This window comes from Brevibacillus sp. JNUCC-41, assembly GCF_014844095.1.
Classification (GTDB): domain Bacteria; phylum Bacillota; class Bacilli; order Bacillales; family DSM-1321; genus Peribacillus; species Peribacillus aracenensis.
Window position 1 is genome coordinate 3,646,517 of record NZ_CP062163.1, and the last position, 15,490, is coordinate 3,662,006.

14 protein-coding genes and 2 pseudogenes are annotated in these 15,490 nt (G+C 36.6%); 15 read left to right on the forward strand and 1 reads right to left on the reverse strand.

Translation table 11 applies throughout. The features are described 5' to 3' along the window. Window positions 1-257 precede the first annotated feature (257 nt). Window positions 258-590: a phage tail protein gene (locus JNUCC41_RS17830; RefSeq protein WP_192204150.1), complete on the forward strand. Its 333-nt coding sequence runs from the start codon at window positions 258-260 to the stop codon at window positions 588-590. A gap of 100 nt (window positions 591-690) precedes the next feature. Continuing rightward, window positions 691-801, forward strand: a complete 111-nt coding sequence (locus JNUCC41_RS17835) for a hypothetical protein (RefSeq protein WP_192204151.1) — start codon at window positions 691-693, stop codon at window positions 799-801. A gap of 29 nt (window positions 802-830) precedes the next feature. Here the strand turns inward: JNUCC41_RS17835 and JNUCC41_RS17840 are convergent, their stop codons facing one another. Next, entirely contained in the window at window positions 831-1,325 is a 495-nt protein-coding gene (locus JNUCC41_RS17840) for an FUSC family protein (protein ID WP_192204152.1), read from the reverse strand. A gap of 828 nt (window positions 1,326-2,153) precedes the next feature. On the opposite strand from JNUCC41_RS17840, the gene JNUCC41_RS17845 reads away from it, so the two are divergent. The 13 genes and pseudogenes from JNUCC41_RS17845 to JNUCC41_RS17905 all read left to right on the forward strand — a co-directional run bounded on the left by JNUCC41_RS17845 (window position 2,154) and on the right by JNUCC41_RS17905 (window position 14,981). Next, complete coding sequence (locus tag JNUCC41_RS17845; RefSeq protein ID WP_192204153.1) at window positions 2,154-3,311, forward strand: trans-sulfuration enzyme family protein; 1,158 nt, start codon at window positions 2,154-2,156, stop codon at window positions 3,309-3,311. Window positions 3,312-3,981: 670 nt separating this feature from the next. Continuing rightward, a pseudogene (locus tag JNUCC41_RS17850) lies at window positions 3,982-4,262 on the forward strand (DUF4372 domain-containing protein); the annotation flags it as partial. Between the two features lie 313 nt (window positions 4,263-4,575). Continuing rightward, entirely contained in the window at window positions 4,576-5,397 is an 822-nt protein-coding gene (locus JNUCC41_RS17855; RefSeq protein WP_192204154.1) for an amino acid ABC transporter substrate-binding protein, read from the forward strand. Between the two features lie 12 nt (window positions 5,398-5,409). Beyond that, window positions 5,410-6,093: an amino acid ABC transporter permease gene (locus tag JNUCC41_RS17860; protein ID WP_228467358.1), complete on the forward strand. Its 684-nt coding sequence runs from the start codon at window positions 5,410-5,412 to the stop codon at window positions 6,091-6,093. Window positions 6,094-6,113: 20 nt separating this feature from the next. After that, window positions 6,114-6,857, forward strand: coding sequence for an amino acid ABC transporter ATP-binding protein (locus JNUCC41_RS17865; RefSeq protein ID WP_192204155.1), 744 nt, complete (start codon window positions 6,114-6,116; stop codon window positions 6,855-6,857). 161 nt (window positions 6,858-7,018) lie between these two features. Continuing rightward, a pseudogene (locus JNUCC41_RS17870) lies at window positions 7,019-7,117 on the forward strand (aminotransferase class I/II-fold pyridoxal phosphate-dependent enzyme); the annotation flags it as partial. Window positions 7,118-7,272: 155 nt separating this feature from the next. Next, window positions 7,273-7,854: a cysteine dioxygenase family protein gene (locus JNUCC41_RS17875; protein ID WP_192204156.1), complete on the forward strand. Its 582-nt coding sequence runs from the start codon at window positions 7,273-7,275 to the stop codon at window positions 7,852-7,854. An 800-nt stretch (window positions 7,855-8,654) separates the two neighbouring features. Continuing rightward, the gene (trxB, locus tag JNUCC41_RS17880) at window positions 8,655-9,605 is read left to right on the forward strand and encodes a thioredoxin-disulfide reductase (protein ID WP_192204157.1); all 951 of its coding nucleotides are present in this window, start codon (window positions 8,655-8,657) and stop codon (window positions 9,603-9,605) included. Window positions 9,606-9,632: 27 nt separating this feature from the next. Continuing rightward, window positions 9,633-9,974, forward strand: a complete 342-nt coding sequence (locus JNUCC41_RS17885; RefSeq protein ID WP_192204158.1) for a thioredoxin family protein — start codon at window positions 9,633-9,635, stop codon at window positions 9,972-9,974. A 420-nt stretch (window positions 9,975-10,394) separates the two neighbouring features. Beyond that, entirely contained in the window at window positions 10,395-10,526 is a 132-nt protein-coding gene (locus JNUCC41_RS27100; protein ID WP_286182144.1) for a hypothetical protein, read from the forward strand. A gap of 800 nt (window positions 10,527-11,326) precedes the next feature. Then, on the forward strand, window positions 11,327-11,494 hold the full coding sequence (locus tag JNUCC41_RS17890; protein WP_192204159.1) for a hypothetical protein: 168 nt from the start codon (window positions 11,327-11,329) through the stop codon (window positions 11,492-11,494). Window positions 11,495-13,354: 1,860 nt separating this feature from the next. Then, window positions 13,355-13,825, forward strand: a complete 471-nt coding sequence (locus tag JNUCC41_RS17900) for a hypothetical protein (RefSeq protein WP_192204160.1) — start codon at window positions 13,355-13,357, stop codon at window positions 13,823-13,825. Window positions 13,826-14,399: 574 nt separating this feature from the next. Further along, window positions 14,400-14,981, forward strand: coding sequence for a cupin domain-containing protein (locus tag JNUCC41_RS17905; RefSeq protein ID WP_192204161.1), 582 nt, complete (start codon window positions 14,400-14,402; stop codon window positions 14,979-14,981). Window positions 14,982-15,490 lie beyond the last annotated feature (509 nt).

The following is a 15,490-nucleotide window of genomic DNA, read 5'->3' on the forward strand; positions in this document are numbered from 1 at the left end:
TTTCAGATGGGATACTTTTAACTTTGTAAATCTGTATTTCCCTGATTATACGCCTTAAAGTAATCGGCTCATTAGTTTAATAAAAACATGGACAAAATCAGGAGAAAAAGGCGGACAAAGTTGCTGCTTTTTTTTTATGCCCATTTTTATAAGATTAATCCAGGCTGGGAGACGCACAGTTTAAAGTTATTTTAGAAATTGTAAAATCAGTTGTCGGCAATATAAAAGGTGTAATAGACGGTGGACGAAAGGTCATCATGGGTTTAATACAAGTTTTTTCCGGATTGTTTACCGGTGATTTCTCAAAAATGTGGATAGGAATCAAGAATATCTTTTCAGGTTCCATTCAGTTTATTTGGAATTTCATGCAGCGAATGTTCTGGGATAAGATGCTTAAAGGAATCATTAGCGAAATTAATGGTAAATGCATTCAAGGGCATGTGGGGCAGTATAAAAAATGTTTTCTCTACAGTCATGAAGTGGATCGTGGATTTTGTAAAGAATCGATTTACTGCGATGAAAAATACAGTGAATACGATTACTACCACTTTAAAAAAACTCATCTCTACTATTTGGAATGGGTATCTTAGACTTTTTCAAATTAGTGATTAATTCTATTGTGGATTTTATTTAAAAATCGTTTTACTAGTTTGAAAAATACAATCAATACCATTTTTATAAATCCTGAAAATGAATTATTTCAAAACTCCTGAGAGTCGACAGTTATATAGACTTACCTTACCCGAATTAGAAAACATATTTGATACTGAAAAAGCAAAAGCCAGGGAAGTACATGACTAATAAAAAAATGTCACTTGTGTAAATCATTTCTACTGAGCTTGTTGCTTTCTCTTCAAAAACAGACGAAACCAAACTAACTGTATCAAAACTGCAATAATTACACCGACTAGAGTATCTGTCATTCTATCTATCGCATAATGTTTCGTTTGGTGTTCAAGTACAAAGACAAATAATATCGTTAGTGCGACTTGATAAATTACTGTTTTGTTAAATTTTAACCATTGTGTGATATAACATCCTAAAAGAATTAATAGTCCTAAATTCCATCCATTTATACTCATATGTCTTGCAATGAGTACAGTAACGGAAATACCAATCATGGTACCAATTACACGTTGTATGGATTGTTGGACCGTTTTGTCAATTGTTGATTGAAGGCATAGAATGACCGAAAGTGGAGCTAAGTAAGGGTGGTCGGAACCCAATAGTTTTGATAATTCCCAGGACAGAGTAGAACCTATTGCTATTTTCCATATTAGAATCGAAAAGTTCTTATTTGGATTTTCATGTTTATTTGTTTTCATATTCACCTCGGGGTAATATTCTACCTTTTTATAGAATCCCTCGTATTGTGAATTTTTATGTAGTTGAAAAGTCTCTGGTCAAAAGAAAAAAGGAACGGTTAAATCGCGCTTGGTGAAATATTATCCATTCAAGAACTTACAACTAATTCTCTTAAAGTTTATCTCGGAAAAGCTTAAGCCATCCAGTCCCCAAAAAACCGTTTCCAGGTTTGCAAAAAGTTGAACATATTTACAAAATGAATGCTTCGAAAGAATCTTACTTATTTACAATGAAGTGGCATTATAAACTTCATTTATATAAACTTATAAATTGATGGATATCTTACAGTAGGTTGGAACGTCATTTTGAATTACCCCCTTTATAAAAGGTATGACGTCATTGGCATGGAGCCTTCTTGAAAAAATCTATGCAGTCGGCAAATTATTAGGCAGCCCGCATTAATGCAAAAGGCGAGTAGTTTTTTAAAATACAGAATAATGGTCCATGCTGATATTTGAGCATGGTTCCTTTTCTTAGGTGGTGCAGGAGAAGGAACAGTGACTTGTCTGCAAAACTAAATACCAAGAAGTTAGATGGGTAGCTAAATTCTTTTCAATTTTAGAAAAATATTATCAATATTGATAAATTGGTAATTTCGATAATTACTATGTTTTACAGTGCACCTTGCCAAAAATGAAAAAAATAAAGAATTTAAATATTAAAACTGTAGATTTTATAAGGTTTACAGAATTGGCATAATTTTTGCATATAAAGATTTGCATACAACTAATGGGAAGAAATAAAAACTGCAGCATTTCAGATTACTAAAATTAGGAGGCAAAATAATAATGAACTATTCATCAAAGCTAGTAAAAGTAAATAAAGATCCAGGACATGGCTCACACATCTCCCCTGTTTATATGACTTCAACATTTGTTTTTGATAATGCAGAAGTAGGAGCACAACGCTTCGCAGGAGAAGATACAGGATTTATGTATTCACGCCTGGGAAATCCAAATGTAAGAGAACTGGAAGAGAAGGTAGCGGCATTGGAATTTGGTGAAGGTTGTTTAGCTTTCTCATCTGGAATGGCTGCCATAACTGGCTGCCTTTTGGGTGTTTTGCAGGCAGGAGATCACGTTGTTGCACACACAGCGTTGTATGGGGCGACGCACGCATTTCTATCCAAAACGGTAAAGAAATTTGGAATTGATGTAACCTTTATACCGTTTAAGACAGGGGAAGAGCTTGAACCACACATTACAGATAGAACGAAAGTGGTCTACTTCGAAACTCCGTCTAATCCCACGCTTTCCTTAGTGGATATGAAGAGTGTAGCGGCGATTACAAAGCAAAAGGGTATCTTAACTATTGTTGATAATACGTTTTTGTCCCCATATTTACAAAATCCTATTCTATGCGGCATTGATATTGTTGTTCACAGTGCAACGAAATATTTGTCGGGTCATGGATATCTAATTGGCGGACTAGTGATTTCCAGCAAGGAAATTATTGATACGATGAGAAAAGAAGTGCAGAAGACTATGGGAGCAAATTTGGCCCCTATGGATGCCTGGCTTCTCTTTCAAGGAATACGTACATTGCACATTCGCATGGACCGTTCACAAGAAAATGCACAAATTTTGGCTGAACGCTTGGAAAAACATAAGGCTATAGAGAAGGTTTATTTTCCAGGGCTAGCAAGTTTTGAAGATAAAAATATCATGGAGAAACAAATGAAAGGTCCTGGAGCAATGATTTCTTTTGTCTTGAAGGGGGGATACGAAACAGGTGTTAAAGTTATGAATTCTGTAAAACTGAGTACTTTAGCAGTTTCCCTAGGAGATGTAGGTACATTAATTCAACATCCAGCTTCGATGACACATGCGATAATCCCTAAAGAAGAAAGAGAAAAAGCAGGTCTTTATGATGGACTCGTTCGTTTTTCGGTTGGAATTGAAGATGTAGAAGATATATGGAAGGATCTCGAGATGGCATTAGAATAACGGCACGGCGGTAGGATTTGTCAATTTCATTGCGGTTAAGGGAATTATAATGCTGGCATTCAATAGCAAATTAATTTTCATATTTAAGAGATTAGCGAAGCAAGGAGGTAAGTGATGTATAAAAAAGGAAAAGGGAGGCTCCTGAAATCTGATGGAATCAGTGCAGTATCAATCCTCGAGGGTCGGTCAAAAGATTTTCTTCCGCATTCGGGGAGGCTTCTAGCGTATCGGTCATGCGGGGGTAATCAAGTAAGCTAAACTATACAATCTGAAAGATTATCCACTTTACCTAAGATTGCAAATTTTATTTGCAATCTTTTTTCGTCTCCGTAGGGAATATTTCGCATATTTGGAAATATTTTTTCTGGATTTGGGAACCGAAAAACAGTACAGATCGGTGGGTTATCACTATATTCGTCGCGGAAATGGGAATTTATCAACTAGTTCGATAGTAGGAATGTTGAATTAACAAGGATTTTATTTTGGCACAACTTTTGCATAATATGATAACGAAAAGGAGGAGGTGGAGTCCATTTGAAAAGTATAGATAAAATTTTCAGAATATTATAATTATAAAGAGTAATGAAACTGAGTATCTGTAAATCATCCATTTTATTGAAAATGCAGGGGGACACTAGTGTTGTATTAATTTAAATTATGGTTTTCACCAATAAATTTTCAATTATTTGAGGAACAGGTGAAAATGATGAAATTAGATTACTATATGACAAAATTAACAACGGAGTCGTTCCTAAAATTATTGCTTTTTGCGCAGCTAGAAGAAGTCGAAAGCCTTCATGCGCTGGGCGATTGTCTTCAAAGGCGGAAGTGAAGTTGCATCTGCGTCTTGTGTTTATGGAAAAAAGGATTTCCTATCCTGAAAAAGCAGTTATGACAACGGCCAAAGAACATGACCGTGGCCAGCTTGAAATCATGGTAGATGACAAAAAATGAATGTATGTGTTTGACCGTGGTTACCTAGATTATCACGTTTTGACCGAATGACCGATGCTTTAAAAATTAGCCGTTATTTGAGGGCTGTATTATGGAAACCAGTGTATATCTGGCTTCGAAAGATTGAATGAAAAGCCGTCCCTTAATGAGCAATTTTGTTGTTGTCGTACAGATTTAATTGTAGATGAAATTCCAAATGGACAAAACCATCTTTTATAAGGTATTTACCTTTGTGGCTCCAAACAGAAAGAATGATTAAACTGAAGATTATGAAACTATTTATGCAACGCAGGTGAGGGGGGAATTATTTATGAAAAAGAGTTTCATCATCATCACTTTTTCGATACTCATAGCACTTGTATTATCTGCATGCGGAAAGGCCGAAAATCAGGCAGCAAGTCAACGAGGCAAACAGGCAGATGAGGGCAGGGATATACTAGAGCAAATTAAATCGAGTGGGACCATTAAAATTGGAACAGAAGGAACCTTTGCACCTTTTAGCTACCATGATTCTTCAGGGAAGTTAACCGGTTTTGATATTGAAATCGCGGAGGAAGTAGCAAAAAGACTTGGTGTGAAACCAGAATTCATTGAAACCCAATGGGACGGTATGTTCGCAGGACTCGATTCAAAGCGGTTCGATATTATTGCTAATAATGTAGGAATTACTCCTGACCGCCAGAAAAAATACGATTTTTCAGTGCCGTATATTATGTCAAAACCTTTCTTAATTGTTCACAAGGACAATAATACGATTAAATCATTTGAAGATTTGAAAGGAATAAAATCAGCTCAGACATTAACTAGTAACTATAAAGATATAGCAGCATCTTATGGTGCTGAGATTGTTGGAGTAGAAGGTTTTAATCAATCCATTGATTTATTACTTTCAAAACGTGCGGATGCGGTTGTAAATGACGGACTATCCTACCTAGATTTCAAAAAGCAAAAACCTGATGCACCGGTTAAATCTGTCGCAGAACTTGATGATCCGGCAAAAATGGGGGTCATGATGAGAAAAGGGAATAAAGAATTGGAAGAGGCCGTAAATAAAGCGCTTTCCGATATGATGAAGGATGGTAAATATTTAAGTATTTCAAAAAAATATTTTGGAAAAGATGTTTCAAAATAGGGAGGGTTCTACATGTTTGCTGATGAAAGAATGGACCAAATTTTTGACATCATTGTAAATTCCTTTTTCCCGATGTTAAAAGCTGGGGTTGCGTTTACGGTTCCCTTGACATTAGTATCCTTTTTACTGGGACTCCTTCTTGCTTTACTTACGGCATTGGCTCGAATCTCGGGAATAAAACTCCTAGACGCTGTTGCAAGATTTTATGTATGGGTGATTAGGGGAACACCGCTGCTTGTTCAGTTGTTTATCATTTTCTATGGCCTTCCGAGTATAGGCATTACGATCGGCCCCCTTCCTGCTGCGATTATCGGTTTTACGCTTAGTGTTGGCGCCTACAACTCAGAGATTATTCGTGCGGCCATACTCTCCATTTCCAAAGGTCAATGGGAGGCGGCGTATTCTATTGGGATGAGCTATCCGCAGGCATTAAAAAGAATTATTCTCCCTCAGGCAACAAGGGTATCTGTCCCGCCTTTGGCAAACAGTTTTATTAGCTTGGTAAAGGATACATCATTGGCTGCTACCATTACGGTGACTGAGATGTTTAGAGTTGCTCAGCAAATTACCGCAACAACCTATGAACCGTTGGTACTCTATTGTCTAGCAGGATTTATTTATTTGATTTTCAGTACCGTTCTTTCGAATGCTCAAGGACAGATGGAAAAACGGCTCGATCGTTACGTGACGGGCTAATTTGATAGGGGGAAATATAAATGATTGAAATAAAGAACCTGCATAAACAATTTGGACAAACAGAGGTTTTAAAGGGAATCGATCTAAAAATTGAGGAAGGCCATACAGTTTGTATTATTGGGCCATCGGGTTCAGGGAAAACAACCTTGTTACGCTGCCTGAATTTATTGGAAACGCCTACAAAAGGGACCATCAAACTTGGAAAGTTTTCTTTGGATTTTCAGGATAAAAAACCAGTTCCAAAAGATAAGGTGATTAAGTTCCGTCAACAAACGGGTATGGTTTTCCAAGGTTACAATTTGTTCCCTCATATGACTGCGCTTGAAAATGTTATGGAAGGTCTTGTTTATGTTCGTAAACAAGACAAGGAAGCCTCTCGTACGAAGGCTCTTCAATTGCTGAAAAAGGTAGGATTATCGGAACGGGCGAACCACTATCCATCCCAGCTATCCGGTGGACAACAACAACGTGTAGGAATTGCACGGGCGATGGCTATGGAACCTGAAGTTCTGCTTTTTGATGAACCTACTTCCGCGTTAGATCCTGAGTTAGTTGGTGAGGTTCTTAAGGTCATGAAAGAACTTGCTAAAGAAGGAATGACCATGGTTGTAGTGACACATGAAATGAATTTTGCGCGTGAAGCAGCGGATAAAGTTGTATTTATTGATAAAGGTGTAATCGTTGAAGAAGGAACACCTCAACAAATTTTTGAAAATACAGGGCATGAACGGACATTACAATTTTTAAATAGACTTTGTTCATAGGTAAGGGCAGGTGCCCCCAAGCTGCGGAAAAATGGAAAACACGTTACTCGGACTTTCCTGCAGGTTAGAACGACAGAATCTTATAACTTATACCCTGGGATTGCAAATTTCAATTGCAATCTTTTTTTGAATAACTAAGAAAAAATTTTCAAACTTGGGAGATGGATTTTGCAGATTTAGAGGCTCAGATTGATTCTTACGTTAAGATGTTAATCCTTTGCAGCCCGCATAATCCGGTGGGAAGGATCTGGACACGACAAGAGCTCACACAGTCCAGGGGGAGAAGGCTTTATGAGAACGAATATCGTATGTCCCCGCTCTACTATGGAAAAAGCTCTGCTACAGTTAGAACAAGCAGTCAAGCAACTTTCCTATACAGGAAAGTAAAACATCAGAATATTGGGGAGGAATTAAAATGGATCACACGAATGAATATGATTTCAAAAATTTTGTTCAAGATATGACGGTTATGGTGGAACGGAGTCAGAGCGATAACGAGTGTGTTGTGGAAGCAGAAAGGTTAGTTGGTAAATTAATTCAATCCCAATCATGGCTTCCTTCTGAGAAAAGAAGACCCAGTGAGGGAGGGTACTCGCGGCATCTGTTGTATTGTGACCCAGAGGATCGTTTCGAAGTGATCGTGCTAGTCTGGAAGCCCGGCCAGAAGACCACTCTTCATGATCACGATGATACATGGGGAGCAGAAGGAGTTGTCGCGGGTAAGGTTAAAGTGACTAATTATATACGATTAGAGGAATTATCTGGGGGCAATATTGTTAAGTTACAGCATACTGATACCATCATTGTAAACGAGCAGAATACAGGAAAGCTACTGCCTCCAGCAGACTGTCATATCTTGGAGGGGGTAGGTAATACACCAGCCATCACGATCCATGTTTATGGAAAGCAATTGAGAAAATTTCGGGTATTCACCCCTTTAGACGGAGAGGGGCTATATCTTGCAAAAGAAAAGCGGGTTGAATACTCCCCTGCTTAGAATCGATTAAATAGTGAAAGTGTGGTCCGGTCTGTCCTTACATCCTAAGAAGAGGCGGGCTACACAATTTCATTTTGTCACATTCTGAATTTAATGGAGAAAATGCGGATCTACAACTAATCATAATAAAAAGCCACCTAAAAAAAGATGGCTTTACCTCATATGTCTAATAATAAGGATTAACATGGTAAAAGTAAGGATTAACATGGTAAGGATTAACATGGTAAAGGTAAGGATTAACATGATGAGGATTATCATGATAAAGGTAAGGACTATAATGGTAAAGGTAAACATGATGAGGATGATTACGTAAACCAAATTCATCTAGACGCCAATCACTTAATTTAAAATGTCTCATGGGTAGACCATAATTTTTTTTCCAGACGGCTCATAGTCTAACACACCACCTTTTTTCCATATCTTATGAATGGGTAAATGAGTATGACTGGGTCTTTACTTATTATTATATTCCTCATACGCTTTCTTCTCGCGATCATTGAAAGCTTTTACCTGGTAATAGTAATAGTGCTGCTCGCAAAAATAGCCTTCCAGCTCCCAACTGGTCCAACTATAAAGCGGTTTTAACTATTCTTGTTTCTTTCCTTTATAAATTTCTTGGCTTTTAATCCACCGTTTTGTTACATGTTTTCTTGGTCTTGAAAAATTTTTTCTCAAACGTGATAGAAAATAGGAATGATTAACCTATAAGAGGCTGAAAAAATTGTGATTTTGCAAGGAATTAAAGATTGGCACGAATATTGCAAATTAATATTCATGACTAAGAGATAAGGAGGTAAGCGATGTATAAAGCCGTTATTCTAGGAACTGGACCTGCTGGGTTAACCGCAGCAATCTATTTAGCACGTGCTAACATAAGTCCTTTGGTCATTGAAGGGCCTGAACCAGGGGGGCAATTGACATTGACAACAGATGTCGAGAATTTTCCTGGTTTTCCTGAAGGGATTATGGGACGAGAGTTGATGCAGAACATGCGAAAGCAAGCTGAGTTTTTTGGAGCAAAGTTTAAAAGAGGCTGGGTTAAAAAAGTCGACTTTTCCAATAACCCTTTTACCTTAACGGTGGAAGGAATAGGGGAGCTTAAAACGCAATCTTTAATCATTTCAACGGGAGCTTCAGCGAAACTTTTGGAGATTCCAGGGGAAAGAGAAAATATTGGTCGTGGGGTAAGCACCTGTGCGACATGCGATGGATTTTTCTTTAGAGGAAAGAAAATTATCGTTGTCGGGGGCGGAGATTCTGCTATGGAAGAGGCAAATTTTTTAACGAGGTTTGCTTCGAAGGTTCGGGTTGTCCACCGCAGAAAGGAGCTTCGCGCTTCCCAAATTATGCAAGACCGTGCCAAAAAGAATCCAAAAATTACGTGGAGCTTAAATTCCATTCCTGAAGAAGTGATCGCAGGGGATCGACACGTTACTGGCTTGAAAGTGAAAAACAGCGAAACAGGAAAAGAGGAAGTTCTGGAAACTGATGGTGTTTTCATTGCCATTGGGCACAAACCGAACACAGCATTTTTAGATAATCAAATCAAAACGGACGAAATGGGATATATCATGGTGAATCCTGGTACAACCGAAACGAATATCCCGGGTGTATTTGCATGCGGGGATGTTCAAGATCATAAATACCGCCAAGCCATTACGGCTGCGGGAAGTGGTTGTATGGCTGCTCTGGATTGCGAAAAATATCTTGATGCAAGTGAATTATATAGTGGAAACTCAATCTATCAATGAGAATCAAATATGGGGAGGATTTTAATAATGAAAGAGATTAAAACAAAACAAGAGTTTGAAGAGGCGATTTTATCAACAAAACCAGTTATGGCCAAATTCTATGCCGAATATTGCCCAGACTGTCAGCATACCGATTTATTTATGCCCAACTTGGAAGAAGCGTTTAGAGAAAAAGTGGAAATGATTGCGGTAAATAGTGAACATTTTCCAGAGGTATTAGAGAAGCTGGATGTGTACGGAATCCCAAGCTTTATTGCTTTTAAAGAAGGGAAGGAACTGAACCGCTTTGTAAGTAAACTTGGAAAAAGTCAGGAAGAGGTTGAACAGTTTCTTAATCAAATTGTAGAGGCAAGTGGAAAACTAGGATAGAAAATCCTTGCCAATAAATATTGAGCAGTCACTCAATATTTATTGGCCATCTATTTAGTCTCAACAAACTTATCAACTATTTTTTCATAGAAACTATACAGTTTTTAGAGTTCGAATAACACGCCGACTTTGTGCCGGTAGTAGTTGAGTATTGTAAGACCTTTTTTGCTTCAAGGAGGATAAGAAATGGAACTTATGAAAAATATGAAGGAATAAAATGATCTGAAATCCGAAATGGAGACATCAGCATTAAAGTATGGACTGGTGATTCATGAGGATTAAAATAGTTTACACGTCTTAATGGTTTGTCAGGAGGAACAGAGGGTGCAAACAACAAAACGATTCCAAAAAGGCGTATAAAATTTGGAGGCAAGTGTAAGCTAACATACATATATAAGCTGCCGCGGGAGGTGAGTAAGTATGAGTAATGATGCAAGAGGTTCTAAAAAAAATAAACGAAATGATGCAAACCATGTGAATGCTGAGACGAAAGCCAATCAAAGACGAATTTCAGAAAAGAATAACCAAGAGAATAATGATAATAAAGAATAATAAATTTCTTCTCATATAACAAAAAAAGATTATAGAAAAATTTTTTACTAGAGAACTTGATATTTCACATCAGTTCTCTTTATTGATTTATCACTCGAAAAAGAAGGTCATATCCAGGACCATACACCTCGTTAGAATATATATTAAAGGTAATTTCTGTAAATATAAGTTCGTTTCCTTTTGTCCTAGAGTTACTGCCTAATTAAAACCATCTTTTACATAAGCTCTAGTTGACGAGTGGGATAAAAGTCTGGCATTGGGTGGCTTATTATAAAGAACATGGTATAGAAGGGCTGTGATACTAACAAAGTTGATTGGTGCGTCAACTGGTGCAAAACTGGCTGGTTTTAATTGCAATAGTTCATTAGGTATAGGTTCAGCAATGGTTTCCAGGGGAAAGTGGCACTCATTATTGCTGCATTGGCTTTGAAGCCAATTTACTCACTCGAGAAATGTTTGCTGTTGTTATTGGTTACAACGATTGTTACCCCTCCAATGATGCAATGGTTCTTTATTCAAGCTAATAATTTACATAAACAGAAATAATATCGCCATCTTTAGCTGTCAGAAAGGGTCTTTCTAGGTCGCAAGGATTCTTCTAATCAGCTTAATAAAAGATAAAAGCGTCGTTGCATTATGATTTATTTTTTAGTTATTTTTTTTATGTTGTACATCACATTATAATAACCAGTATCTTTACTCCCTTGCCTATGAATATTCACAAAATTTTTGTTCATAATAAACATGACTAGTGGTTTAGACTTTCGAAAAAATGGTGAATAGTGAAGGAGACTTATAACATGACACATAAACAACAATATCAGCAAGCTATCATTGCGGCTCAACAAGCACAACGGGCTTTTCAAACTGCTCAAGCTAATGCAAACCCACAACAATATCAACAGGCACAGCAACAACTTGAACAGGCTCAACAACATCTTCAACAAGTCCAACAGTCTTGGTTCTAATTCAACTAACTAATAAATATTTTCTGAATCAATATGAATAAAAATACATAAAGAAAATAAGAAAGGTAAATTGAAAAACATTTACTTTTGGTTAAACTAGGCTACGAAGGATGGTTCAAAAATCAATATAGTATTTTAACAAGGCTTTGATTGAAAATATAGGTTTTAACGCTTTTAACTAACTAATCTCAATGTCTTCACCACTTGGTCTATTAGGAAATCCTTTCTCGTTGTATTTCCTGGCCTTTTATGTTTAATTAAGGTTGATCATAAACTCAGCATCAGAATAAAGCTCATATAAGCTTGTTAACAATCCTATTAAAATAAGCAAACTGTCCTTTATACATTTTAACTCCATTCTTAACCTTCATAGCAAATTCCTTGTTTGGTGTCGATTGCTATTTTTTGTTCCCTAGTGAAGGCTCTTTTGTTAGTGGAATATTACATTGCTAAATAATCTTCCAGAATTCCTGTATAGTTTCAGCTTTTTCGTAGAATGACCCTACTAGATTAATAAATACATTTGGAACCCAATGGGCTACAAAATTCGCTTGTTTTAAAGAGTTTTCTAGAGAATTATCCACATGAAAGAATTGGGCTACAGCTTTACGTTTATTGTTTTTAATAATTTGTTTTAAGAAAGAAGTAGTTGTTTTAATAGCCGGACACTTTTTGGATTTTTGGACTCTTTCACAGGTTGAATAATGATGGCATTAGCTGTTTGCATCTCAAACCTTGGCACCTCTGGTGGGGGGATTATTTGGTGGGCAAATCTAAGTTATATAAATGAAATTGATATTTGCCCACCAAATTCAACAAAAAAATTTAATTAATGATTTCCTTGGTGTATTCCTCAAACTTGTCTACGTTTTCTTTTCGAGTTTTTTGCTTATATGTGCGTAAACATCAGAAGTTATAGCAACGCTGTCTTTTCTGAACATATTTCATATCCGCTCCAGCTTCAAGCTGGAGCACTGCATGTGTATGACGGAGGGAATGGATGGGAGGAGAAGTCAACTCAGCCCTTTTTAAGAAATTGCTGAATGCGTTAAATAAGGTAGACTTTGGCATGAAGCTGCCAACATCCCTGCAAAGTATTAGATTTGGATCATTTCAAGACTAGTTTATATTGGTTTTGATGCCGTAGGCGATGTTGGGAGTACTTGTGTGAGTGTCTGGCTAATGGAATAACCCGTTTATAAAAGAATCTACTAACATTTTTCCAACGAAAGAGTTTTTCGAATATGATTTTCAGTTGAAATTTTAATTAACTGATGAAGTAGTACTAAATAATTTACTCTCCTTTTATCTTTTAATGAACGAACGCACCTGTTAGTTGAACAAGATTTTTTTATTAATGTTCTTTAATTGGCTAAACCCAAAATCTAGATGCAAAAAAAAACGGAATGGTAGATGGTGTGAATGTAGGTACCTCTACCGTACTCCCTGTTATAACCAACTTTTCCAGGTAGTCTGTAACATTCCACATATTTAAGCCTTTTTTATTTATGCTTTAGGGAGACGGGGATCTAGCTCACTCAAAGCGAGTTGCTTTCCTTGGCAAAAGGACATCCGGAATTGTACTTGAAGCAAAAACTTTTACGGTATCTCCGGCATTTAATTTCACTATGACACTAACTGATACAACTAGAGAGTATCATAGGACACATTTACATTCACAACTGGATTACCTACGTTTGAAATAGTATCGGTATCATTTTGAGCCTGGACCTGAAGTTGAGCTAGAAGTTGAGCCTGAAGTTGTGCCTGGGCTTGAAGTTGAGCTAGAAGTTGCTCTTGTTTTTGTTGCTGTTGTTGAAGTTGGAATTGAATATGTTCTAATTTACAGTTACTATCATCATGATTGACATAATCGCATCGTTTTTTCTTCATACAACCATCATCATGCTGGTCATGATCGCATCGTTTTTTCTTCATGCAACCATCATCATGCTGGTCATGATCGCATCGTTTTTTCTTCATGCAACCATCATCATGCTGGTGATTGTCGCATCGTTTTTTCCTCATACAACCATCATCATGCTGGTCATGGTCGCATCGTTTTTTCTTCATGCAACCATCATCATGCTGGTCATGGTCGCATCGTTTTTTCTTCATGCAACCATCATCATGCTGGTGATTGTCGCATCGTTTTTTCTTCATGCAACCATCATCATGCTGGTCATGATTGCATCGTTTTTTCTTCATACAACAATCATCGTGATTATGCATAAAAATATCACTCCTTTTTTGCTATACTTTAAGTTACTTTTTAAGGTCGCCTTATTTTGGACAAGTATCCCTGTATACCTATTATATGAACAATTTTAAGAAATGAATGAGCACTCTCCCTATTAAAAATTAATGTAGAGTGAAATTCAGAAATTATACTTAAGGATGGTTTGCTCCGCATTCCGTCTTTTATTGAATATATATCCTAAGCGACTACCCCGTTGGGTAGGCGTTTTTTAATACTTTCTTTCGGGGTGCCTTTTTGCAGGAAATCATCTTCTTTTGTCGAATTTGTAGGGAAAAAAGGGTGTTGAAAGTGGATATCATATCATCATTATTAAAAAATAAGAACGTGTCTATTTTTTTATAATGACATTTAAAATTTGTTAGAAAAAATATAGCTAACGCCCGAAAAACGACCGATAAATGCCCGATTAATCATGATATATTACTCTTGTTCGTCTCATTGGACGGCTTTTTTTTATGAATATATCCTAGGCATACATTTTTGCGATAAATAAAAATTAATTGAAGGAATACATTTTCAATAACCCTCGGAATAAAACCATCGATCCCTTTTTATGGAGATGGTTTTTTTATTTGTAGCTCTGTTAAGAGTACATTTACTCAACAAGTGCATAAGATAATTTTAAAAACTGAAGGATTGAGAAAAATGTATTATGTTCCTTATATCCATCCCTATGAATATCAAAATCCTTATTATGTTAATGTACCTATGTATAACCATTTAAGAAATCCTGATTATTGGCTTGTTAATAATGCTAATCAATTGGGTTTTTTACAAACATCAAACGGAAGAAATCATAATGAGGCAAATGATTATGGACCAAAACCATTTGTAGTAAATATCAACGAGGCTTCGAAACAAAACACTACCTATCGTACTGCTATTTGGACAGGAAAACATTTGCAAGTTACACTGATGAGTCTTAAAGTTGGTGAAGATATTGGTTTAGAAATTCACCCTAATGTTGACCAATTTTTGCGTATTGAGCAAGGTCAAGGTGTTGTTCAAATGGGGAATAGACAGGATAATTTAAACTTTGTACGAAACGTCCATGATGATTTTGCAATAATGATACCTGCTGGCACATGGCATAATGTAACCAATACAGGTAACATTCCTCTAAAACTTTATTCGATATATGCGCCTCCTAACCATCCATTTGGCACTGTTCATGTTACCAAAGCAGATGCATTGGCTTCGGAAGAAGGGCATCGGATATGGCAATAGATTAAACCTTTAAAAAATCCCCATCTCCTTAACTTTGAGTATATTCTTCAGTGATATCATTAGTGTAATCGTTATGGATTAATAAAAGCGCTTTTCGAATCGAGTGGGGCTCCATTTTTTATAAAAAAAAGTAAATGAAGTAAATACACTTTTAATAATCCTTTTGTATTCATCACTGTCCCATTCTCCTCAATCATGGGGGAATTTAGGTTAATTAGAAAATGAATGGAGATAAGTATTATTGACTATCCCCAATAATACGCCATACAAAAATGCCCGTCTCTTATCGAGAGGGGCATTCTTGTATTATTCGATTGAATGTTATTTCATTAATGATATACGTTAACCCCTTTGGATGCCCAGTCACCATAATTCGTGATATGCATATTAACTTGTAAACTAAGGAGTCTTTCTCTGTCTTTATAATGCCAGTATACCGGCTGTATCAAAGACAGCTAAGTGTTTTAATATCATGTCAAAAAGCCTTATTTCATCATTATTAGTAAAAA

What these genes read in the sequence shown, in the direction of transcription:
- JNUCC41_RS27100 (WP_286182144.1), top strand. Translation starts at nt 10,395, where the DNA reads ATGAGTAATGATGCAAGAGGTTCTAAAAAAAATAAACGAAATGATGCA.
- JNUCC41_RS17855 (WP_192204154.1), top strand. Translation starts at nt 4,576, where the DNA reads ATGAAAAAGAGTTTCATCATCATCACTTTTTCGATACTCATAGCACTT.
- JNUCC41_RS17835 (WP_192204151.1), top strand. Translation starts at nt 691, where the DNA reads ATGAATTATTTCAAAACTCCTGAGAGTCGACAGTTATATAGACTTACC.
- JNUCC41_RS17830 (WP_192204150.1), top strand. Translation starts at nt 258, where the DNA reads ATGGGTTTAATACAAGTTTTTTCCGGATTGTTTACCGGTGATTTCTCA.
- JNUCC41_RS17865 (WP_192204155.1), top strand. Translation starts at nt 6,114, where the DNA reads ATGATTGAAATAAAGAACCTGCATAAACAATTTGGACAAACAGAGGTT.
- JNUCC41_RS17890 (WP_192204159.1), top strand. Translation starts at nt 11,327, where the DNA reads ATGACACATAAACAACAATATCAGCAAGCTATCATTGCGGCTCAACAA.
- JNUCC41_RS17840 (WP_192204152.1), bottom strand. Translation starts at nt 1,325, where the DNA reads ATGAAAACAAATAAACATGAAAATCCAAATAAGAACTTTTCGATTCTA.
- JNUCC41_RS17885 (WP_192204158.1), top strand. Translation starts at nt 9,633, where the DNA reads ATGAAAGAGATTAAAACAAAACAAGAGTTTGAAGAGGCGATTTTATCA.
- trxB (WP_192204157.1), top strand. Translation starts at nt 8,655, where the DNA reads ATGTATAAAGCCGTTATTCTAGGAACTGGACCTGCTGGGTTAACCGCA.
- JNUCC41_RS17900 (WP_192204160.1), top strand. Translation starts at nt 13,355, where the DNA reads ATGATTGACATAATCGCATCGTTTTTTCTTCATACAACCATCATCATG.
- JNUCC41_RS17905 (WP_192204161.1), top strand. Translation starts at nt 14,400, where the DNA reads ATGTATTATGTTCCTTATATCCATCCCTATGAATATCAAAATCCTTAT.
- JNUCC41_RS17875 (WP_192204156.1), top strand. Translation starts at nt 7,273, where the DNA reads ATGGATCACACGAATGAATATGATTTCAAAAATTTTGTTCAAGATATG.
- JNUCC41_RS17845 (WP_192204153.1), top strand. Translation starts at nt 2,154, where the DNA reads ATGAACTATTCATCAAAGCTAGTAAAAGTAAATAAAGATCCAGGACAT.
- JNUCC41_RS17860 (WP_228467358.1), top strand. Translation starts at nt 5,410, where the DNA reads ATGTTTGCTGATGAAAGAATGGACCAAATTTTTGACATCATTGTAAAT.